This window comes from Pseudomonas sp. GW821-FHT09C09, from assembly GCF_059418105.1.
Map to the genome: position 1 here is coordinate 50,488 of NZ_JBWKPF010000009.1, position 19,769 is coordinate 70,256.

Annotated in this window: 19 protein-coding genes; 14 read left to right on the forward strand and 5 right to left on the reverse strand. The window is 61.7% G+C overall.

Annotation, left to right across the window (positions count from 1 at the left end):
• Window positions 1-7: 7 nt before the first annotated feature.
• The 5 genes from araH (at window position 8) to AC07NR_RS24945 (ending at window position 5,412) form a co-directional block, all read left to right on the forward strand.
• Window positions 8-976: an L-arabinose ABC transporter permease AraH gene (gene araH, locus AC07NR_RS24925; RefSeq protein WP_085697229.1), complete on the forward strand. Its 969-nt coding sequence runs from the start codon at window positions 8-10 to the stop codon at window positions 974-976.
• Between the two features lie 118 nt (window positions 977-1,094).
• Complete coding sequence (locus AC07NR_RS24930) at window positions 1,095-1,808, forward strand: GntR family transcriptional regulator (protein ID WP_495079690.1); 714 nt, start codon at window positions 1,095-1,097, stop codon at window positions 1,806-1,808.
• Window positions 1,805-2,803, forward strand: a complete 999-nt coding sequence (locus tag AC07NR_RS24935) for an ADP-ribosylglycohydrolase family protein (protein WP_495079691.1) — start codon at window positions 1,805-1,807, stop codon at window positions 2,801-2,803. The genes AC07NR_RS24930 and AC07NR_RS24935 overlap by 4 nt, the downstream gene beginning before the upstream one ends.
• A gap of 220 nt (window positions 2,804-3,023) precedes the next feature.
• The gene (locus AC07NR_RS24940; RefSeq protein WP_305835954.1) at window positions 3,024-4,490 is read left to right on the forward strand and encodes a purine-cytosine permease family protein; all 1,467 of its coding nucleotides are present in this window, start codon (window positions 3,024-3,026) and stop codon (window positions 4,488-4,490) included.
• Entirely contained in the window at window positions 4,483-5,412 is a 930-nt protein-coding gene (locus AC07NR_RS24945; RefSeq protein ID WP_305835953.1) for a PfkB family carbohydrate kinase, read from the forward strand. The genes AC07NR_RS24940 and AC07NR_RS24945 overlap by 8 nt, the downstream gene beginning before the upstream one ends.
• Here AC07NR_RS24945 and AC07NR_RS24950 read toward each other — a convergent pair.
• The 3 genes from AC07NR_RS24950 to AC07NR_RS24960 all read right to left on the reverse strand — a co-directional run bounded on the left by AC07NR_RS24950 (window position 5,406) and on the right by AC07NR_RS24960 (window position 7,788).
• A complete protein-coding gene (locus AC07NR_RS24950; protein WP_248743878.1) occupies window positions 5,406-5,744 on the reverse strand; it encodes a hypothetical protein in 339 nt (112 codons plus the stop codon). The two genes, AC07NR_RS24945 and AC07NR_RS24950, sit on opposite strands and share 7 nt — an antisense overlap.
• An 82-nt stretch (window positions 5,745-5,826) precedes the next feature.
• Entirely contained in the window at window positions 5,827-7,023 is a 1,197-nt protein-coding gene (locus AC07NR_RS24955) for an MFS transporter (RefSeq protein WP_495079692.1), read from the reverse strand.
• A 111-nt stretch (window positions 7,024-7,134) separates the two neighbouring features.
• Window positions 7,135-7,788, reverse strand: a complete 654-nt coding sequence (locus AC07NR_RS24960; RefSeq protein ID WP_495079693.1) for an HD domain-containing protein — start codon at window positions 7,786-7,788, stop codon at window positions 7,135-7,137.
• Between the two features lie 111 nt (window positions 7,789-7,899).
• Between AC07NR_RS24960 and AC07NR_RS24965 the strand changes: the two genes are divergently transcribed.
• The 6 genes from AC07NR_RS24965 (at window position 7,900) to AC07NR_RS24990 (ending at window position 13,674) form a co-directional block, all read left to right on the forward strand.
• Entirely contained in the window at window positions 7,900-8,382 is a 483-nt protein-coding gene (locus AC07NR_RS24965) for a GNAT family N-acetyltransferase (protein ID WP_039770630.1), read from the forward strand.
• Window positions 8,383-8,575: 193 nt separating this feature from the next.
• Window positions 8,576-9,565, forward strand: a complete 990-nt coding sequence (locus AC07NR_RS24970; RefSeq protein WP_495079694.1) for a 2-dehydro-3-deoxygalactonokinase — start codon at window positions 8,576-8,578, stop codon at window positions 9,563-9,565.
• Window positions 9,566-9,584: 19 nt separating this feature from the next.
• Entirely contained in the window at window positions 9,585-10,205 is a 621-nt protein-coding gene (locus tag AC07NR_RS24975; RefSeq protein ID WP_495079695.1) for a 2-dehydro-3-deoxy-6-phosphogalactonate aldolase, read from the forward strand.
• Window positions 10,206-10,253: 48 nt separating this feature from the next.
• Window positions 10,254-11,402, forward strand: a complete 1,149-nt coding sequence (gene dgoD, locus AC07NR_RS24980) for a galactonate dehydratase (protein ID WP_007950849.1) — start codon at window positions 10,254-10,256, stop codon at window positions 11,400-11,402.
• Between the two features lie 97 nt (window positions 11,403-11,499).
• The gene (locus AC07NR_RS24985; RefSeq protein ID WP_305835949.1) at window positions 11,500-12,810 is read left to right on the forward strand and encodes an MFS transporter; all 1,311 of its coding nucleotides are present in this window, start codon (window positions 11,500-11,502) and stop codon (window positions 12,808-12,810) included.
• 60 nt (window positions 12,811-12,870) lie between these two features.
• Window positions 12,871-13,674 (forward strand): IclR family transcriptional regulator, encoded by an 804-nt coding sequence (locus tag AC07NR_RS24990; RefSeq protein WP_085710906.1) that lies wholly within the window; start codon window positions 12,871-12,873, stop codon window positions 13,672-13,674.
• Here the strand turns inward: AC07NR_RS24990 and AC07NR_RS24995 are convergent.
• Window positions 13,671-14,723: an NAD(P)-dependent alcohol dehydrogenase gene (locus AC07NR_RS24995; RefSeq protein WP_495079696.1), complete on the reverse strand. Its 1,053-nt coding sequence runs from the start codon at window positions 14,721-14,723 to the stop codon at window positions 13,671-13,673. The genes AC07NR_RS24990 and AC07NR_RS24995 overlap by 4 nt on opposite strands.
• A gap of 191 nt (window positions 14,724-14,914) precedes the next feature.
• On the opposite strand from AC07NR_RS24995, the gene AC07NR_RS25000 reads away from it, so the two are divergent.
• Window positions 14,915-15,805: an AraC family transcriptional regulator gene (locus tag AC07NR_RS25000; protein WP_248740141.1), complete on the forward strand. Its 891-nt coding sequence runs from the start codon at window positions 14,915-14,917 to the stop codon at window positions 15,803-15,805.
• Window positions 15,806-15,869: 64 nt separating this feature from the next.
• Here the strand turns inward: AC07NR_RS25000 and AC07NR_RS25005 are convergent, their stop codons facing one another.
• A complete protein-coding gene (locus AC07NR_RS25005; protein ID WP_305835944.1) occupies window positions 15,870-17,534 on the reverse strand; it encodes an electron transfer flavoprotein-ubiquinone oxidoreductase in 1,665 nt (554 codons plus the stop codon).
• Window positions 17,535-18,059: 525 nt separating this feature from the next.
• On the opposite strand from AC07NR_RS25005, the gene AC07NR_RS25010 reads away from it, so the two are divergent.
• Together AC07NR_RS25010 and AC07NR_RS25015 are read left to right on the forward strand one after the other, a co-directional pair.
• Window positions 18,060-18,809, forward strand: a complete 750-nt coding sequence (locus AC07NR_RS25010) for an electron transfer flavoprotein subunit beta/FixA family protein (protein ID WP_495079697.1) — start codon at window positions 18,060-18,062, stop codon at window positions 18,807-18,809.
• Between the two features lie 2 nt (window positions 18,810-18,811).
• Window positions 18,812-19,741, forward strand: coding sequence for an electron transfer flavoprotein subunit alpha/FixB family protein (locus AC07NR_RS25015; protein WP_075118734.1), 930 nt, complete (start codon window positions 18,812-18,814; stop codon window positions 19,739-19,741).
• Window positions 19,742-19,769: the final 28 nt, after the last annotated feature.

Genomic DNA, 19,769 nt, shown 5'->3' on the forward strand with positions numbered 1-19,769 from the left:
GACCATGATGACAACCCAAAACGAAACCCTGCCGACCGCGCGCAAACCTCTGGATATGCGGCGCTTCCTCGATGACTGGGTGATGTTGCTGGCGGCGGTCGGGATCTTTCTCGCCTGTACCTTGCTGATCGACAACTTCCTCTCGCCGCTGAACATGCGCGGCCTGGGCCTGGCGATTTCCACCACCGGCATCGCCGCGTGCACCATGCTGTATTGCCTGGCGTCCGGGCATTTCGACTTGTCGGTGGGCTCGGTGATTGCCTGCGCCGGGGTGGTTGCGGCAGTGGTGATGCGCGACACCAACAGCGTGTTTCTCGGCGTCAGCGCGGCGCTGGTGATGGGCCTGATCGTCGGGCTGATCAACGGCATCGTGATCGCCAAGTTACGGGTCAATGCGCTGATCACGACGCTGGCGACCATGCAGATCGTCCGTGGCCTGGCCTACATTTTTGCCAACGGCAAAGCGGTGGGCGTGTCGCAGGAGTCGTTCTTCGTGTTCGGCAACGGCCAGTTGTTCGGCGTTCCGGTGCCGATCCTGATCACCATCGTCTGCTTCCTGTTTTTCGGCTGGCTGCTGAACTACACGACCTACGGGCGCAACACCATGGCCATCGGCGGCAACCAGGAGGCGGCGTTGCTGGCGGGTGTGAACGTTGACCGAACCAAGATCATTATCTTCGCCGTGCATGGTGTGATCGGTGCGCTGGCGGGGGTGATTCTGGCGTCGCGGATGACGTCCGGGCAGCCGATGATCGGGCAGGGGTTTGAGCTGACGGTGATTTCGGCTTGCGTGCTGGGCGGGGTGTCGCTGAGCGGCGGGATCGGGATGATCCGGCATGTGATTGCCGGGGTGTTGATTCTGGCGATTATCGAGAATGCGATGAACCTGAAGAATATCGACACGTTTTATCAGTATGTGATTCGTGGGTCGATTCTGCTGCTGGCAGTGGTGATCGACCGTCTGAAACAGCGCTGAGATCAATATTCTGCTGACCCTCTCCTTTGGGAGAGGGTGCCTCCAGTACCGCGCCTTTTGTCACCTTTCCCAAAAATTACCTTGCCCGTCCCAACCCGTTTCGGTTATCACTTTGTACATGATTAGACAGGTACGATTTGATAAGAAACAACGGGTGGTCGACGAACTCGTCCGACGCATCGAAAGCGGCCTCATGGAGGACGGCTTTCTGTTGCCCGGCGAGCATCAGTTGGCTCAGGAATTCAACGTCAGCCGTGGCACGTTGCGCGAAGCGCTGGCCGAACTGAAGCGGCGCAATTACATCGCCACGCAAAGCGGGGTCGGTTCCATTGTCACCTTCGACGGTGTGGTGCTCGACCAGCGTAGCGGCTGGGCCCAGGCCCTGGCCGACAGCGGGGCGCTGATCAACACCGAAGTGTTGCGCCTGGAAGCCGTGACCCGGCCCGATCTGCTGCCGCGTTTCGGCACCGACCAATTCATTACCCTCGACCGCCGTCGCCGTTCCAATGACGGCACGCTGGTGTCCCTCGAACGTTCATTGATGCCCGCCACCGGAGGCCTGGAAAGCCTGCCGCGCGTGGGCCTGATTGACAATTCGCTGACCGTCACCCTGGCGGCCTACGGCTACATCGGCGAGCGCGGCGATCAATGGATCGGCGCCGAACCGCTCAACGCTGCGGACGCCGAGCTGCTCGGCCGACCTGAAGGCACGGTGTTCCTCAAAGCACTGCGCACCACTTACGACCGGCAAAACCGTTTCATGGAACAGGTCGAAAGCCTGCTCGACCCGGTGCATTTCCGTCTGCACCTGCAATTTGGAGAATCGAAATGACCGCCCTCGACCGTGCCCTGGGCGCGTTTTATGGCCTGGCCCTCGGCGATGCGCTGGGCATGCCGACGCAATCCCTGAATCGCGAAACCATCAAGCAACGCTTCGGCCAGATCACCGATCTGCAAGACGCCGGCCCTTTGCAACCGATTGCCGCGAACATGCCCAAAGGCTCGATCACCGATGACACCGAACAGGCGATTCTGGTCGGCGAGTTGCTGGTCGAAGGCAAGGGCCGGATCGAGCCGGCAGTGCTGGCACAACGGCTGATCGAATGGGAAGCCGAGATGCAGGCCAAGGGCTCGCAGGATTTACTCGGCCCGTCGACCAAACGTGCGATCGAAATGATCCTCGCCGGCCATTCGCCGGAAGAGGCCGGGCGCTACGGCACCACCAACGGTGCGGCGATGCGCATCACGCCGGTGGGAATCGCGGCGGATGTCGCCGACCCCGAGCGCTTTATCACGGCGGTGGTGCAGGCCTGTCAGGTCACTCACAACACCACACTGGGGATTTCCAGTGCGGCGGCGGTGGCGGCGGTGGTTTCGGCCGGCATCAACGGTCTGGATCTGGGCGAGGCGCTGAACCTCGGCCAACAGATCGCCCAGCAAGCGGAAGCGCACGGGCACTGGGTGGCCGGTGGGCGTATCGCCTCGCGGATCAGTTGGGCGCGCAGCATCAGTGTCGAGAGTGATCCTGTGTTGCTCGCGGATCTGCTGTACGACGTGATCGGCACCTCGGTGGCGTCGCAGGAATCGGTGGTGGTGTCGTTCGCCCTTGCGCAGCAAGTCGCGGTGGGTGAAATGACGCCGTTCGATGCGCTGTGCATGGCAGCGAGTCTGGGTGGCGACACTGACACCATCGCGGCGATTCTCGGCGCCATGCTCGGGGCCTGCCTGGGTCTGCAGAGCTGGCCGGCGGCGATGATTGAAACGGTGAAGGCCGTCAACGATCTGGAGCTGGAGCCATTGGTGCAAGGGCTGTTGGCCTTGCGCTGATTGAACTGACGCCTTCGCTGGCAAGCCAGCTCCCACAGGGATGGTGCAGTCTCAAGGTTCACTTTGAACCTGTGGGAGCTGGCTTGCCAGCGATGGGTGCACCGCAAGTCTTGAATTTTCACCCGCAATGGATCGCGCAGACAGGCCCAGGAAGGGCGGGATGTCTTTTCGTTCTGCGTCATTGCCACAACCACAATAAAGGCAAACAGGAGCATTTTTCATGAGTTCATCGAACGCCGGGCAAAGCGCCGGGCAGCTGGAAACCCGGGGCATCGAACCGGTGCCGGAAGGCGAGTGCAACGGCCATCCGCTGCAACTGTTCTGGGTCTGGTTCGCGGCCAACATTTCCATCCTCGGTCTGCCGCTGGGCGCCACGCTGGTTGCGTTTCGCGGCCTGGCAATCTGGCAGGCGATCATCGTCGCAATCCTCGGCGCTGCCGGTTCGTTCGCGGTGGTGGGGATCATCTCGATTGCCGGCCGTCGCGGTCGTGCGCCGAGCCTGACGCTGTCGCGGGCGATCTTCGGTGTGCGCGGCAATATCGGCCCGACGCTGGTGTCGCTGATGTCGCGCCTGGGCTGGGAAACCGTCAACACCACCACGGCGGCGTTCGTGCTGCTGTCGCTGTGCTCGATCCTGTTCGGCTCGCCGGTGGAAGCCAAAAGCGCACCGGTGCTGACCCTGATCTTCATCGCGATTTTCGTGCTGCTGACCCTTTCGGTGTCCGGCCTAGGCCACGCCACCTTGCTGGTGATCCAGAAGTGGGCGACCTACGTGTTCGGTGCGTTGAACATTCTGGTGGGAGGCTTCCTCTGCGCGACCATCGACTGGAGCGCGGTGTTCAACGCCACGCCGGCGCCGATGAGCGCGATGATCATCGGTATCGGCACCATGGCGGCCGGCACCGGGATCGGCTGGGCCAACGCCGGCGCCGACATGTCGCGCTATCAGCATCGCAGCGTCAAGGCTGTGCGTCTGGTCGCTTCAGCGGCGTTCGGTGCGGGGATTCCGCTGGTGCTGCTGATCACTCTCGGCGGCCTGCTGTCGGTGGGCAACAACGACCTGGCCTCGGCGACTGACCCGATCGTGGCGATCCGCGACATGCTGCCGACCTGGATGGCCGTGCCGTACCTGATCACCGCGTTCGGCGGTCTGTTGCTGTCGAACAACCTGTCGGTGTATTCCGCCGGCCTGACCACGCTGACCCTCGGCCTTAAGGTCAAGCGCGTGTATGCGGTGGTGGTTGACATCGTCGCGATCTTCGCCGGCTCGATCTACTTCATGCTGATCGCCGACAGCTTCTACGGCCCGTTCATTACTTTCATTTCCCTGCTGGCGGTGCCGATCACCGCGTGGGTCGGGATCTTCGTGGTCGACCTGATTCACCGTCATTACTACAGCCCGAAAGACCTGCTCGACGTCAGCCCGAGCAGCGCCTATTGGTACAGCGGCGGCATCGAGTGGCGCGCGTTCGGTGCGTGGGCGATTGCCATCGTGCTGGGCTTCAGTTTCACCACCATCGGCACCACCGCCGAGAACGTCTGGTTCAAGGGCTTCCTGTCCGATTCGTGGCTGGGCCACAACGGCCTCGGCTGGATCGTGACGTTCGTGGTCGCCGGTGGCCTGTACTTCGTACTCGGCGGGGCGAAAGACCGCCGCGCCGCGCAAACCGAGAATGCTCATGCCTAAGATGTTGCACACCGGCCAGGTCATCATCGACCTGGTCATGGCCGTGGATGCGCTGCCGCAAATCGGCGGCGACGTGCTGGCGCAGTCCGCCAGTTTCGAAGCCGGCGGCGGCTTCAATGTGATGGCTGCCGCCGCGCGTAACGGTTTGCCGGTGGTCTATCTGGGTCGCCACGGCAACGGTCGTTTCGGCGATCTGGCACGGCAGGCGATGAACGCCGAAGGCATCCGCATCGGCATCGAACAGCCTGCAGAGCGGGACACCGGTATCTGCGTGGCGCTGACCGATGCGTCAGCGGAGCGCAGTTTCATTTCCTACATTGGTGCCGAAGGTGAAGTGACGACGGCGGAGCTGAACAGCGTTGCAGCCGAGCCGGGGGACTACGTCTACGTCAGCGGGTACAGCCTGCTGCACAGCGGCAAGGCTCAGGCGTTGCTGGACTGGACGCTGGCGCTGCCGAAGACGATCAACGTGGTGTTCGATCCGGGCCCGCTGGTGGAATCGCCGGACTCGCCGATGATGCAGGCGTTGCTGCCGCGCATCGACGTGTGGACCAGCAACAGTGTCGAGGCGCTGCGTTTCACCGGCGCAGCGGACATCGAAACGGCGCTGGATCGCTTGGCCGTGCACCTGCCGCAGGAGGTGCTGATGGTGGTGCGCGACGGCCCGCAAGGCTGCTGGATTCATCAGCACGGCGAACGCCAGCATGTGCCGGGTTTCAAGGTGCAGGCCGTGGACAGCAACGGCGCCGGCGATGCCCATGCCGGTGTGTTTGTCGCCGGGCTGGCGCACGGTCTGGCGGCTGCTGAAGCCGCGAGGCGCGCCAACGCTGCAGCCGCGTTGGCCGTCACTCGCTGGGGGCCGGCGACCGCGCCGGGCTCTGACGAAGTCGATGCGCTGATCCGCGAATCTTCCGCCTACTGACCGGTGCCTTCGGAACCCGAGCCTCCGGTGGTGGTTTTCGAACCGATGCCGGAGCCGGAGTTGTCGGGGGTAGTGGGGGAATCCGGTGTGTTCATTCCACCCTGACGGCCGGGGTCATTGCCCTGAGTGCGCGGATCGGTTCCGGTGGCTGGCGGCTGATTGATCAGCGGAACACCGGAACCATCGGTATTCATGCCCGGCGCGCTGTTGATCGCAGGGGCGCGCGGTGGCGTTACCGGATCGGTGGGGCCGGTGCCCGTAGCGGTCGCGGCGAACGCCACGGGGCAGAGCAGAGTGGTAAACACGAAAGCAGTCAACCTTGACGAGATCATGGTGTGTCTCCAGTGATTGGAATCCTTACCTGATCTTGGTCTGCCCTCGTGTGGCATAGGTGCCGATTGAGTGACGAACGGTTCAGTTCGTCAGTACACTTTCTACCATCATCCTCCGCCACAGCAGGCGGCCGAGGGTGATCGACCAGTTCAACGCCGCCACCGCCAGCACCGTCAGCAACAGCGTCGCCATGCCGTGTTCGACGATGATTTTTCCGGCCAGCAGCGGGAAGCCGAATACACCGATGAAATAAGAAAGACTGAACAGCAACAACGCCTGCGACGTCGTGCCAGCCGGAGCCTCGTTGGCTGCCAATCCATTGATTACCGAGTAGGTGAGGCCGTAACCGACACCGAGCATCACTGCCGCCAGCAGATAGCTGAAACCGCTTTGCACGCCGAACGCAAACAGCACGATCGAGCCCAGCATCAACCCCGAAAGCAGACACGACGCCCGCAGCGGATCACGCTTGACCACATAGCCTGCGATCAACATCCGGCTGCTGATGGCGGCGCTCATGAAGCCCAGGAAGAACAGCGAATAATCCAGCGAACGGGCGGCGGCATAGCTGGTCTGGAAACTCGACAGCCCTCCGAACACGCAACCGCCGAGGCCGACCATGATGATCGGAAACACGGCTCGGGAACTGAGCACCTGAGCAGTCGCCTGCCAGCTGATTTTTGCCGCTGACGCGGCTTGTGTACTTTTCAGGCGGGCACCGAGACGCCAGAACAGCAGCACGCCGATCAGGCTCGCCACCGCCGCCAGATAGAACGCCGACGTCACCGGCAACCCCAGCGCACTGGCGGCGCGCCCGAGCAGCGGGCCGCTGCCGATCCCGGTCATCATGCTGCCGGACAGCAGCGCAAAGTATTTCGCCCGCTGTGCCGGGCTCACCAGACTGGCGACGATGATCGGCCCCAGCGTATAGAAAACGCCCCAGCCCAAGCCAAGCAGCAAACCGAAAAACAGCAGCAGATGGCCGAAGCCCGGCGTCATCGCAAACCCCAGGCTCGCCGCCACCAGCAACAGCCCGAACAGCGCAATCGAACGCGCCGCGCCCAGCCAGTCGGACAGGTGCCCGGACACCAGCACCGCAACGAAGGTGCTGAGCATCGCTGCGCTGATCACGCTGCCGGCATCGTGCTCGTTACCGCCGCGAGAACCGATCAGCAGCGAGAGCATAAACGTCGCGCCATAGGACAGCGACAACAGATAACTGGCGAGGCAGAACAGGCCGAACAGTTTGCCCGGGACCTGGGGTGTTGCTTGAGGCATGACGCGGTTCCTTGACCTGAAAAATTGAGCGTCATCTATCTAACACGTCAGGCCCGCGGCTTAGGTCTGAGCTTGGCGATCTCAGGATCGTGATTGACCGGAGTATCGCCTTCAGACCTCGCCGATCTCTTCCTTGAATTGCTCCATGAAACCCTTCAGGCGTTGATGACGAATCTGCGCCAGACGTTGTCCGGCAGCGGTCTGGAAACCGTCGGCGAGGTGCAGCAGTTTGGTCTGGAAATGATCGAGGCAGAATCGCTTGTCGTCGTAGTCCCTTTTCCGGGCTTCGGGATCGTGCGGGTCATACAGCGCGCTGCCCATGCGCCCGGCGGTGTAGAACGTGCGGGCGACGCCGAGCATGCCGAGGGAGTCGAGGCGGTCGGCGTCCTGCATAAGCCGCGCTTCGAGGGACGTCGGTGTGATGTTGGCGGAAAAACTGTGGGCTTCGATGGCGTGGGTGACGGCGCTGACTTTCTCTTCTGGCCAGTTCAGGTTTGCCAGCACCGTTGATGCTTTTTCCGCCGCCAGGCGCGATGCCTGTGAACGCAGTGGCGAGTTCTTTTCCACGGCCACGCAATCGTGCAACAGCACAGCCGCCAGCAGCACCTCAAGGTCGCCGCCTTCTTCGGCCTGCAAAATACGCGCGTTGTGCCAGACCCGCTGCAGGTGCGACAGGTCATGGGCGCCGTCCTCCGACGGTTCCAGTGCGTGGGGCAGCAGTTCGGCGGCGAGTTCCGCGAGAGGCGAGAAAGCGAAGTTGTTCATGGGCGTCCTTTCGAGTGTTCGGCGGCGCTAGCCTAATCCGTGGATTGCCATGTGACGAGCGCCGCGCGCCGCCTTAGTATGGCGTTTTCCTTTTTCCGACAAGGCCCGTCCATGACGATCGAAATCCGCCCGGCGACCCCCAGCGATGCTCCGCAAATCCTCGCGTTCATCACTGAACTTGCAGACTTCGAAAAGGCCCGTCACGAAGTCATCGCCAGCGTCGCCGACATCGAGCGCAGTCTGTTCAGCGAAGGCGCCACCGCCCACGGCCTGATCTGCCTGCGTGACGGTTTGCCGATCGGTTTTGCGGTGTTCTTCTTCAGCTATTCGACCTGGCTGGGCAGCAACTGCCTGTACCTCGAGGACCTCTACATCACCCCCGAACAACGGGGCGGCGGCGCCGGCAAAACCCTGCTGCGCCACCTTGCGAAAATCGCCTGCGCCAACGACTGCGGCCGCTTCGAATGGAGCGTGCTGGACTGGAACACCCCGGCCATCGAATTCTACAAATCCCTCGGCGCCCAGCCGCAGGAGGAGTGGGTGAGGTATCGCATGGATGGCAAGGTATTGCGGGAGTTTGCCGAGGGCAACTGAGCCGCGCCAGGAATACCGCAGCCCGAGACGGTTCCTGCAGGGGAAGTGAATTTCTCTGAAGGCGCTGTTACGGCTGCGGTATTTTTTTTGTCGTTGTCTCATATTGTGGGATTGTTATTTATATATTGAGATTTTGTTGTGCCCGGGTTTATAGTCCAGCTCACTCACTGCCAATAACAAAACAGGTGAAGCGATGCTGGCGCAATTGATCGCGCTCGATTGGGGGACGACCTCCCTACGTGCTTACAAACTCGGGGCGGACGGGCAGGTGCTGGCGCAGCGGTCGCTGTCGTTCGGGATCATGCAGTTGCCGAAGACACCGCGGGTCATCAACGGTCGTGAATGCGCCGAGGGTTTTGAGCTGGCCTTCGACGAGGCCTGCGGCGACTGGCTCGATGCGCAGCCCGACTTGCCGGTGATCGCCTGCGGCATGGTCGGCAGCGCCCAGGGCTGGCGCGAAGCGTCCTACCGCGATACGCCGGCCAACGTCGCCGATCTCGGAAAATCCCTGCAAACCGTTCGCAGTCTTCGCGGTGTCGAGGTGCATATCGTGCCGGGTGTGATTCAGCGTTCGGCACTGCCGAACGTGATGCGCGGCGAAGAAACCCAGGTCCTCGGCGTCTTGCAGAATCTGCCGGACGAGGCGGGCAATGATCTGCTGATCGGCCTGCCGGGCAGTCATTCGAAATGGGTGGAAGTGGCCGACGGCTGCATCACTCGCTTCGACACCTTTATGACCGGCGAAGTGTTCGCCGTGCTCAGTGAACACAGCATTCTCGGCCGTACCCAACAGCACAGCGCGACGTTCGATGCCGAGGCATTCGATCGCGGCGTGCAGGTGGCGCTGTCGCCGGAGGGCGAAATCGGCGTGCTGTCGACCCTGTTCAGCGCCCGCAGCCTGGGCCTGACCGGCGAACTCGTCGCCACCGCGCAACCGGATTATCTGTCCGGCCTGTTGATCGGCCATGAGCTGACAGCATTGGCCGCCGTGCAACGACGCCGGCGCAACAGCACACATCTTCCTTCAATCATCCTCATCGGCAACGCGCAATTGTGCGCCCGCTACAGCCGGGCCCTCGACGCCTGCGGTTTTGTCCGGGTGACGCTGGCCGAGCAAGCCACCGAGCGTGGTCTGTGGCAACTGGCGCTCGCCGCCGGACTGATCGATTCCTCATCCCGTTAACCCTGACTGGAGGCCTGACATGCTCAAGCAAGCACTGGCGCAAAACGGTCTGATCGCGATTCTGCGCGGCCTGCATCCGCAGGAAGCCGCCGCTGTCGGAGAAGTCCTGTATGCGGCCGGATTTCGCGTCATCGAAGTACCGCTCAATTCCCCTGCACCGTACGAAAGTATTCGCATCCTGCGTAAGACCCTGCCCGCCGATTGCCTGATCGGTGCCGGCACGGTGCTGACCCCGGAACAAGTGGAGTTGGTGAAGAAGGCCGGCGGCCAGGTGATCGTCATGCCCCACAGCGATGCCAAGGTGTTGCGGGCGGCGAAAGCGGCGGGGCTGTATCTGTCGCCGGGCGTTGCCACGCCGACCGAAGCCTTCGCCGCGCTGGATGAGGGGGCGGACATTCTCAAGCTGTTCCCGGCCGAACAAATGGGCCCGGCAGTGGTGAAAGCCTGGCTGGCGGTGTTGCCGGTCGGGACGATCCTGGCGCCGGTCGGCGGCATCACGCCGGACAACATGCAGGCGTTCATCGACGCCGGCGTCAAAGGTTTCGGCCTCGGTTCCGGGCTGTTCAAACCGGGCATGACGACTGAACAAGTGGCGGCCAATGCCAAGGCCTACGTGGCGGCCTGGAAAGCCCTTCGCTAAGACTTTTCCGGCGCTGCGTGCGCTGCATCTAACAAGAGAGACAAGCAGATGAAAATCACCAAACTGACCACCTTCATCGTCCCGCCGCGCTGGTGCTTCCTGAAAGTCGAAACCGACGAGGGCGTGACCGGTTGGGGCGAGCCTGTGGTCGAGGGCCGTGCCCACACGGTTGCTGCAGCGGTCGAGGAATTGTCCGACTACCTGATCGGCAAAGACCCACGCAATATCGAAGACATCTGGACTGTGCTGTATCGCGGTGGCTTCTACCGTGGTGGCGCCATCCACATGAGCGCACTGGCCGGTATCGACCAGGCGCTGTGGGACATCAAGGGCAAGGCGCTCGGCGTGTCGGTCAGCGATTTGCTCGGCGGTCAGGTGCGGGACAAGATCCGTGTGTATTCGTGGATCGGCGGCGACCGCCCGGCGGACACCGCGCGGGCCGCGAAAGAGGCGGTGGGTCGTGGTTTCACTGCGGTGAAAATGAACGGCACCGAAGAGCTGCAATTCCTCGATACCTTCGAGAAAGTCGACCTGGCGCTGGCCAACGTCGCCGCCGTGCGTGATGCGGTGGGGCCGAACGTCGGCATCGGCGTCGACTTCCATGGCCGGGTGCACAAGCCCATGGCCAAGGTGCTGATGAAGGAACTTGATCCGTACAAACTGATGTTCATCGAAGAGCCGGTGCTCAGCGAAAACTACGAAGCGCTGAAAGAGCTGGCACCGCTGACCAGCACCCCGATTGCCCTTGGCGAGCGCCTGTTTTCGCGGTGGGATTTTAAACGGGTGTTGAGCGAGGGTTATGTCGACATCATCCAGCCGGATGCCTCCCACGCCGGTGGCATCACCGAGACCCGCAAGATCGCCAACATGGCGGAAGCCTACGACGTGGCGCTAGCGCTGCACTGCCCGCTGGGGCCGATCGCGCTGGCGGCGTGTCTGCAACTGGACGCCGCTTGCTACAACGCGTTTATCCAGGAGCAGAGCCTGGGCATCCATTACAACGAGAGCAATGACCTGCTCGACTATGTGAAGGATCCACGGGTGTTCGACTACGACAAAGGCTTCGTGAAGATCCCGAACGGCCCGGGCCTGGGGATCGAGATCAACGAGGAATACGTCATCGAACGCGCGGCGGTCGGCCACCGCTGGCGCAACCCGATCTGGCGTCATGCCGATGGCAGTTTTGCCGAGTGGTGAGTCGCTGACTCAGCCCATCTGATCGTTCCCGTGCCGAACGCGGGAACGACTCAAGGCCTCAGGCCAACCTCAATAAACACAAGAAGAGGTTCTCCCCATGCAACCGCAAACCCTCACCGGGCAAGCGACGTTAGTCACGCCCAGCCGCAAGCGGTTTTTCATCATGGTGTTGCTGTTCATCACCGTGGTCATCAACTACCTCGACCGCAGCAACCTGTCGATTGCCGCCCCGGCACTCACCACCGAACTGGGCATCGATCCGGTGCATGTCGGGCTGATCTTTTCCGCGTTCGGCTGGACCTACGCCGCCATGCAGATCCCCGGCGGCTGGCTGGTTGACCGAGTGCCACCGCGCATCCTTTATAGCGTCGCATTGCTGTTGTGGTCGCTGGCCACGGTGATGCTCGGATTCGCCGCGAGTTTCATCGCGCTGTTTGTGCTGCGCATGGCGGTCGGTGCGCTGGAAGCGCCGGCGTATCCGATCAACAGTCGTGTGGTGACGACCTGGTTTCCCGAGCGTGAGCGGGCCACGGCCATTGGCTTCTACACGTCCGGGCAGTTTGTCGGGCTGGCGTTTCTGACCCCGGTGCTGGCGTGGCTGCAACATGAATTTGGCTGGCACATGGTGTTTGTCGTGACCGGTGCGGTGGGCATCTTGTGGGCGGCGATCTGGTACGCGGTGTATCGCGAGCCGCGTGATTTCAAAGGCGCCAACGAAGGCGAAATCGACTTGATCCGCGAGGGCGGCGGGTTGGTGGACATCGCCGCCGAAACTGCAAAAGTGAAGGCGAAATTCAGCTGGGCCGATCTCGGCATTGTCCTCAGCAAGCGCAAGTTGTGGGGAATTTACCTCGGCCAGTTCTGCCTGAACTCGACGCTGTGGTTTTTCCTGACGTGGTTCCCCACCTACCTGGTGAAGTATCGCGGCATGGACTTCATCAAGTCCGGCCTGCTGGCGTCGCTGCCGTTTCTCGCCGCGTTCATCGGCGTGCTGTGTTCCGGGTTCTTTTCCGACTTCCTGATTCGCCGTGGTTGCAGCGTCGGGTTTGCGCGCAAGTTGCCGATCATTGGCGGGCTGTTGATTTCCACCTCGATCATCGGTGCCAACTTCGTTGAGTCGACGCCGTTGGTGATTGCCTTCCTGGCCCTGGCATTTTTCGGCAACGGGCTGGCGTCGATCACCTGGTCGCTGGTCTCGACCCTGGCGCCGGCGCGGTTGCTTGGACTGACGGGCGGGGTGTTCAACTTCATCGGCAACCTGTCGGCGATTGCCACGCCGATTGTCATCGGCTTCCTGGCCAGCGGCGATTCGTTCGCTCCGGCGATCACCTACATCGCGGTTCTGGCCTTGATCGGTGCTTTGTCCTACGTGCTGCTGGTGGGCAAGGTCGAGCGCATCGAGTTGTAGTCGTCCCTGTCGGGCGACCATAATGCCGCCCGTTCCCTCGCTCAACGCTAAAGGCTGGATATGCAGGAAGACGCCCCGAAAAACGCCAAGGACGCCGCGCCGACCGGCACCCAGACCCTGCTTCGCGGGTTGGGTGTGGTGCAGGCCGTCGCCAGTGGCGCCCGCGATCTCAAGGAAATCGCCCGCCTGATCGGCACCACCCGCAGCACTACGCATCGTCTGGCCAGTTGTCTGGTGGACGAGCGTTATCTGCGCGTCGTGCCGCAAGTCGGTTATCTGTTGGGGCCGAAGCTGATCGAGCTGGGTTTCCAGGCGCGCGAAGAGTTGCCGCTGGTGACCCTGGCCGGGCCGTATCTGGATGAGTTGTCGGCGCTGACCGGCGATACCGTTCACCTCGGGATTCGTGAAGGCGACGAAGTGCTTTATCTGTTGAAGAATCCGGGGCGCAATGGCCCGGAAATGCGCTCGCGGGTCGGCCATCGCATGCCGTTGGCGCGCACCGGAATCGGCAAGGCGCTGATGCTGGATGACGCGCCGCAGGACTGGCAGCGTCTGTACGACATCAGCCTGCCGGCGGGTGGGAAAAGTCAGTTCTGGCCGCAGCATCCGCAACAGTCGTGGGAGCAACTGGAACAGCGGATGACCGAGTACGTGGCCGGCGGCTACGCGTTCGATCTGGAAGACAACGAACCGTCGATCCGTTGCGTGGCGGCGCCGATCCGCGACGCAAGCAAGCGCATCGTCGCGGCGATCAGCATCGCCAGCACCGTGCCGTACATGCCGTTGGAGAAAATGGCCGAGCTGATTCCCCTGATCAAGGGGGTCACGGCCCGGCTTTCGGCAGAGCTTGGTTTGAAGGTTTAAAGCTTCAAGGTCGCCATGTCGATCACGAAACGGTACTTCACGTCACCGGCGATCATGCGGGCGTAGGCTTCGTTGATCTGGCGGATGTCGAGCATTTCGATGTCGCAGCTGATGTTGTGCTCGGCGCAGAAATCCAGCACTTCCTGGGTTTCGGCGACGCCACCGATCAACGAGCCAGCCAATACGCGACGACCCAGTACCAGTTTCGCGGCGTGGACTGGCGGATCGATCGGTTCGATCAGGCCCACCAGAATGTGCACGCCGTCGAAGCGCAGGGTGTCGAGGTACGGGTTGAGGTCGTGCTGCACCGGAATGGTGTCCAGCAGGAAGTCGAAACGACCGGCCGCTGCTTTCATCTGCTCTTCGTCGGTGGAGACGATCACGTGATCGGCACCCTGACGACGACCTTCCTCGGCCTTGCTCGCCGAACGGGTGAACAGCGTCACTTCGGCGCCCATGGCCTTGGCGAACTTGATGCCCATATGGCCGAGGCCGCCCATGCCGAGAATCCCGACCTTGTCGCCGGCCTTCACGCCGTAATGCTTGAGTGGCGAGTAGGTGGTGATGCCGGCGCAGAGAATCGGCGCAGCAGCCGCCGGATCCAGCTTCTCGGGGATGCGCACCACAAAGTGTTCGCTGACCACGATGCTGTCTGAATAACCGCCCATGGTGTTGCTGCCGTCGACCCGGTCGGGTGTGGCGTAGGTCATGGTCGGGCCTTCGAGGCAGTATTGCTCGAGGTTCGACTGGCAGGCTTCGCAGGTGCGGCAGGAGTCGACCATGCAGCCGACACCGACCAGATCGCCTACCTTGTGTTTGGTGACGTTCGCACCGACGGCGGTGACTTTTCCGACGATCTCGTGGCCGGGCATCAACGGGTAAACGGCGATGCCCCATTCGTTGCGCGCCTGGTGGATGTCGGAGTGGCAGACGCCGCAGTACAGGATTTCGATGGCGACATCGTCGGCCCGAGGGCTGCGGCGTTCGAATTTAATCGGGGCGAGGGGGGTGGTGGCCGTTTGAGCGGCATAGCCGATGGCGGTGTACATGTGAAACCTCGCAAAAGCAGTGACAAGTGAGGCGGCGCATTCTGGGCGCCGTCCGGTCGTCCGGCCATGGCGATTCCTCCGGGTGTCATGCCTAATCCTCCGGCATGCGGGGTTGATCGGTCGCATTGGCAAAAGGATCTGCGATGATGCTTTCATCCCTTTTTCCGTGATTTTTTCTGAAGAGCCACCCGATGCAATTGACCCGTCACCTAGATGCCAACGCCACCCTGGTTTCGCTGATCGAACCGCTGGCGCTGCGCGATGGTTACAGCCGGACCGGGCTGCCGGGCGTGCAGGTGCTGCGCGCCAGTTGCGACGTCGCTCGTGGCCCGCACATTTATGAGCCGAGCCTGATGATCATTGCCCAGGGCAGCAAGCTCGCGTATCTGGGGCCGCGCACCATGGAATACGGCGCCGGGCATTACCTGATCCAGGCCTTGCCGGTGCCGTTCGAGTGCGAAACCTATGCGTTGCCGGACGCGCCGTTACTCGGCGTGTCGGTGGCGATCGACCGGGTGCTGCTCGGTGAACTGGTGCTGGCCATGGGACTGGCGCCGGGGCGGCATATACCGGCGCAGACCCCGGAATCGATGACGTCGGTTGTGCTCGACGATGACATGCGCGGTTGCGTCGAGCGCTTGCTGCGCTGTCTGCACGATCCGCTGGAGTGCCAGATTCTTGGGCCAGCGCGGGTGCGGGAGTTGTTGTTCGTTGCGTTGCGCGGACCTCAGGCTGATGTGCTGCGGGCGCTGGTCGAGCAGCAGGGGCAGTTCGCGCGGGTGGCGGCGTCGATCAGTCATCTGCATGCACATTACACCGAGCCGTTGAATGTCGAGACGCTGGCCGGTTGCGCGAACATGAGCGTGTCGACCTTTCACGAGCATTTCAAACGCAGCACGTTGCTGTCGCCGGTGCAGTATCTGAAGCGTTTACGTTTGTTGAAGGCGCAGACGTTGTTGATCGCCGAGGGGCTGGGAGTGGCGCAGGTGGCGCATCGGGTGGGGTATCAGAGCACGTCGCAGTTCAGTCGAGAGTACAAACGTTATTTCGAACGCAGTCCGGGGGACGAGCGGGCGGCTTGATCTTTTAAATCGCAGGCAACAAAAAGGCCCCCATACAGGGAGCCTTGATGTTCAGCGGATCGACTTACATGTTCGGGTAGGTCGGGCCGCCGGCGCCTTCCGGCGTCACCCAAGTGATGTTCTGCGAAGGGTCCTTGATGTCACAGGTCTTGCAGTGCACGCAGTTCTGGGCGTTGATCTGGAAGCGCTTCTCGCCGTCTTCCTTGGTGATCACTTCATACACGCCGGCCGGGCAGTAACGCTGCGCCGGTTCGTCGTACATCGGCAGGTTGCGGCTCAACGGGATGGTCGGGTCGGTCAGTTTCAGGTGACACGGCTGTTCTTCTTCATGGTTGGTACCGGAGATGAACACCGAGCTCAGCTTGTCGAAGCTGATCTTGCCGTCGGGTTTCGGGTAGTCGATCTTCTTGCAGTCGGCCGCGAGCTTGAGGCAGGCGTAGTCCGGCTTGGTGTCGTGCAGGGTGAACGGCAGTTTGCCGCCGAAGATGTTCTGGTCCAGCCAGTTGAAACCGCCGCCGACGATGGCGCCGAACTTGTGGATCGCCGGGCCGAAGTTGCGGCTGGCGAACAGTTCTTCGTAGAGCCAGCTCTTCTTGAAGGCGTCGACGTAGGTGGTCAGCTCTTCGGTGCCGTCCTTGTCAGCGAACAGCGCGTCAGCCACGGATTCAGCGGCGAGCATGCCGGACTTCATCGCGGTGTGGCTGCCTTTGATCTTGGCGAAGTTCAGGGTGCCGAGGTCGCAACCGATCAGCGCGCCGCCCTTGAACACCATCTTCGGCAGCGAGTTCAGGCCGCCCTTGCAGATCGCGCGAGCGCCGTAGCTGATGCGCTTGCCGCCTTCCAGGTACTGCTTTAGTACCGGGTGATGCTTGAGGCGCTGGAATTCGTCGAACGGCGACAGGTAGGTGTTGCTGTAGGACAGATCGACGATCAGGCCGACTACAACCTGGTTGTTTTCCAGGTGATAGAGGAACGAGCCGCCGGTGTTCTCGGTGCCCATGATGTCCATCGGCCAACCGGCGGTGTGCACCACCAGGCCTGGCTGGTGTTTGGCCGGGTCGATTTCCCAGATTTCTTTCAGGCCGATGCCGTAGTGCTGGGCGTCGGCATCGCTGTCGAGGTTGTAGCGCTTGATCAGTTGCTTGCCGATGTGGCCACGGCAACCTTCGGCGAACAGCGTGTATTTGCCACGCAGTTCCATGCCCGGGGTGTACAGGCCTTCTTTTGGGTGGCCCTCGCGGTCGACACCGAGATCGCCGGTGATGATCCCGCGTACCACGCCGTTTTCATCGATCAGCGCTTCCTGAGCGGCGAAGCCCGGGTAGATTTCCACACCCAGGTTTTCAGCCTGCTGAGCGAGCCAGCGGCACAGGTTGCCGAGGGAGATGATGTAGTTGCCTTCGTTGTGCATGGTCTTGGGCACAAAGAAGTCAGGAATTTTTTGCGCGCTTTCGGCGTTTTTCAGCACGAAAATGTCATCGCGGGTGACAGGAGTGTTCAGCGGGGCGCCGAGTTCTTTCCAGTCCGGGAACAGTTCGTTCAGGGCCCGTGGTTCGAATACGGCACCGGACAGGATGTGCGCGCCGACTTCGGAGCCTTTTTCGACCACGCAGACGCTGATTTCCTTACCGGCTTCGGCGGCCTTCTGCTTCAGACGGCAGGCGGCGGACAGGCCAGCGGGGCCGGCACCGACGATGACCACGTCGAATTCCATGTATTCGCGTTCCACAGGCTATCTCCTACTCAAGGCTCAACAGTTTTTTTTCTAATTTGGAGGTTCGGTGTCATATCCGTTATTGCCTTTACGTTAACGTCAAGGCTAATAATGGGCAAACCACCTTTCTCTCTAGGCGGCGCATTATATCTACACCACTCTTAGCGTCCAATACAAACGTTTGTTTGAATCGGCTCCAGCCCAGAGAAATCAAAGAAGCGCGGCTTATGACAGGGCATTTTGGCGTATTGACCAGAATGGGCGTTCCGGTCAAGATACGGGCGGTTTTGCGCTCGCCGTAGGCTGAATGGTGGTTTCAAGAGCACCTCTAAAGACAGGGCGAAGGCGGTACCCGGTGATGCGCAGCGCAGGTTCGGCGCGCAGTTTACACACCGCGAAGCGGCATGACTTGTCAGTCACGACTGACGAACGGTCATCTCGCTCAGCCGGCGTTTTTGGAGGTGCCCTTGTGCCCGATGAGCATCAACCGCCAGGTTCGCCTAGGCGACTTTCTTTTCACCGGAGAGTAACGAGGAATCCATGAAGGTTCTTGTAGCTGTCAAACGCGTTGTGGATTACAACGTCAAGGTTCGCGTCAAGGCGGACAATTCCGGCGTAGACCTCGCCAACGTCAAGATGTCGATGAACCCGTTCTGCGAAATCGCAGTGGAAGAAGCCGTACGCCTGAAAGAAAAAGGCGTTGCGACTGAAATCGTCGTCGTCTCCATCGGCCCGTCCACCGCTCAGGAACAGCTGCGTACCGCACTGGCTCTGGGTGCCGACCGCGCCATCCTCGTCGAATCCGCTGAAGACCTGACTTCCCTGGCCGTGGCCAAGCTGCTCAAGGCCGTGGCCGACAAGGAACAGCCTCAGCTGGTGATCCTGGGCAAACAGGCCATCGACAGCGACAACAACCAGACCGGCCAGATGCTCGCTGCACTGAGCGGCTACGGTCAGGGCACTTTCGCCTCGAAAGTCGAAGTCTCCGGCGACAGCGTTGCCGTGACCCGCGAAATCGACGGCGGCGCGCAGACCGTTTCCCTGAAACTGCCAGCGATCGTCACCACCGACCTGCGTTTGAACGAGCCGCGCTACGCGTCCCTGCCAAACATCATGAAAGCCAAGAAGAAGCCTCTCGAGACGCTGACTCCGGACGCTTTGGGCGTTTCCACCGCCTCCACCAACAAAACCCTGAAAGTCGAAGCGCCGGCCGCACGCAGCGCAGGCATCAAGGTCAAGTCGGTGGCTGAACTGGTCGAGAAACTGAAAAACGAAGCGAAGGTAATCTAATCATGACTATCTTGGTAATCGCCGAACACGACAACAAGGTGCTGGCCCCGGCCACCCTGAACACCGTTGCTGCCGCTGCCAAAATCGGTGGCGACATCCACGTTCTGGTCGCAGGCCAGGGCGCTGGCGCCGTGGCTGAAGCCGCTGCGAAAATCGCTGGCGTGAGCAAAGTCCTGAACGCCGACAATGCTGCCTACGCGCATCAGTTGCCGGAAAACGTTGCTCCGCTGGTTGCCGAACTGGGCAAGGGCTACAGCCACATCCTGGCTGCCGCCACGTCCAACGGCAAAAACATCCTGCCGCGCGTTGCCGCCCAGCTGGACGTTGACCAGATCTCCGAGATCATCTCGGTAGAAAGCGCTGACACCTTCAAGCGTCCGATCTACGCCGGTAACGCCATCGCTACCGTGCAATCGACCGCCGCAATCAAAGTGATCACCGTGCGTGCCACCGGTTTCGACCCGGTTGCTGCTGAAGGTGGTTCGGCTGCCGTTGAATCGGTCGCCGCTGCTCACAACGCCGGCACTTCCAGCTTCGTCAGCGAAGAACTGGCCAAGTCCGATCGTCCTGAGCTGACCGCCGCCAAGATCGTCGTTTCCGGCGGCCGCGGCATGCAGAACGGCGACAACTTCAAACACCTGTACGCCCTGGCCGACAAGCTGGGCGCTGCCGTTGGTGCTTCCCGCGCTGCGGTCGACGCAGGTTTCGTACCGAACGATATGCAGGTCGGTCAGACCGGCAAGATCGTTGCCCCTCAGCTGTACATCGCCGTCGGTATCTCCGGCGCGATCCAGCACCTGGCCGGCATGAAAGACTCCAAAGTGATCGTTGCCATCAACAAGGACGAAGAAGCGCCGATCTTCCAGGTGGCCGATTACGGCCTGGTGGCGGATCTGTTCGAAGCCGTACCTGAGCTGGAGAAGCTGGTCTAATCCGGCGGCTTCACTTATAAAGAGCCCG

Coding starts and splice junctions, on each gene's coding strand:
- araH (WP_085697229.1), top strand. CDS start 8: ATGACAACCCAAAACGAAACCCTGCCGACCGCGCGCAAACCTCTGGAT.
- AC07NR_RS24930 (WP_495079690.1), top strand. CDS start 1,095: ATGATTAGACAGGTACGATTTGATAAGAAACAACGGGTGGTCGACGAA.
- AC07NR_RS24935 (WP_495079691.1), top strand. CDS start 1,805: ATGACCGCCCTCGACCGTGCCCTGGGCGCGTTTTATGGCCTGGCCCTC.
- AC07NR_RS24940 (WP_305835954.1), top strand. CDS start 3,024: ATGAGTTCATCGAACGCCGGGCAAAGCGCCGGGCAGCTGGAAACCCGG.
- AC07NR_RS24945 (WP_305835953.1), top strand. CDS start 4,483: ATGCCTAAGATGTTGCACACCGGCCAGGTCATCATCGACCTGGTCATG.
- AC07NR_RS24950 (WP_248743878.1), bottom strand. CDS start 5,744: ATGATCTCGTCAAGGTTGACTGCTTTCGTGTTTACCACTCTGCTCTGC.
- AC07NR_RS24955 (WP_495079692.1), bottom strand. CDS start 7,023: ATGCCTCAAGCAACACCCCAGGTCCCGGGCAAACTGTTCGGCCTGTTC.
- AC07NR_RS24960 (WP_495079693.1), bottom strand. CDS start 7,788: ATGAACAACTTCGCTTTCTCGCCTCTCGCGGAACTCGCCGCCGAACTG.
- AC07NR_RS24965 (WP_039770630.1), top strand. CDS start 7,900: ATGACGATCGAAATCCGCCCGGCGACCCCCAGCGATGCTCCGCAAATC.
- AC07NR_RS24970 (WP_495079694.1), top strand. CDS start 8,576: ATGCTGGCGCAATTGATCGCGCTCGATTGGGGGACGACCTCCCTACGT.
- AC07NR_RS24975 (WP_495079695.1), top strand. CDS start 9,585: ATGCTCAAGCAAGCACTGGCGCAAAACGGTCTGATCGCGATTCTGCGC.
- dgoD (WP_007950849.1), top strand. CDS start 10,254: ATGAAAATCACCAAACTGACCACCTTCATCGTCCCGCCGCGCTGGTGC.
- AC07NR_RS24985 (WP_305835949.1), top strand. CDS start 11,500: ATGCAACCGCAAACCCTCACCGGGCAAGCGACGTTAGTCACGCCCAGC.
- AC07NR_RS24990 (WP_085710906.1), top strand. CDS start 12,871: ATGCAGGAAGACGCCCCGAAAAACGCCAAGGACGCCGCGCCGACCGGC.
- AC07NR_RS24995 (WP_495079696.1), bottom strand. CDS start 14,723: ATGTACACCGCCATCGGCTATGCCGCTCAAACGGCCACCACCCCCCTC.
- AC07NR_RS25000 (WP_248740141.1), top strand. CDS start 14,915: ATGCAATTGACCCGTCACCTAGATGCCAACGCCACCCTGGTTTCGCTG.
- AC07NR_RS25010 (WP_495079697.1), top strand. CDS start 18,060: ATGAAGGTTCTTGTAGCTGTCAAACGCGTTGTGGATTACAACGTCAAG.
- AC07NR_RS25015 (WP_075118734.1), top strand. CDS start 18,812: ATGACTATCTTGGTAATCGCCGAACACGACAACAAGGTGCTGGCCCCG.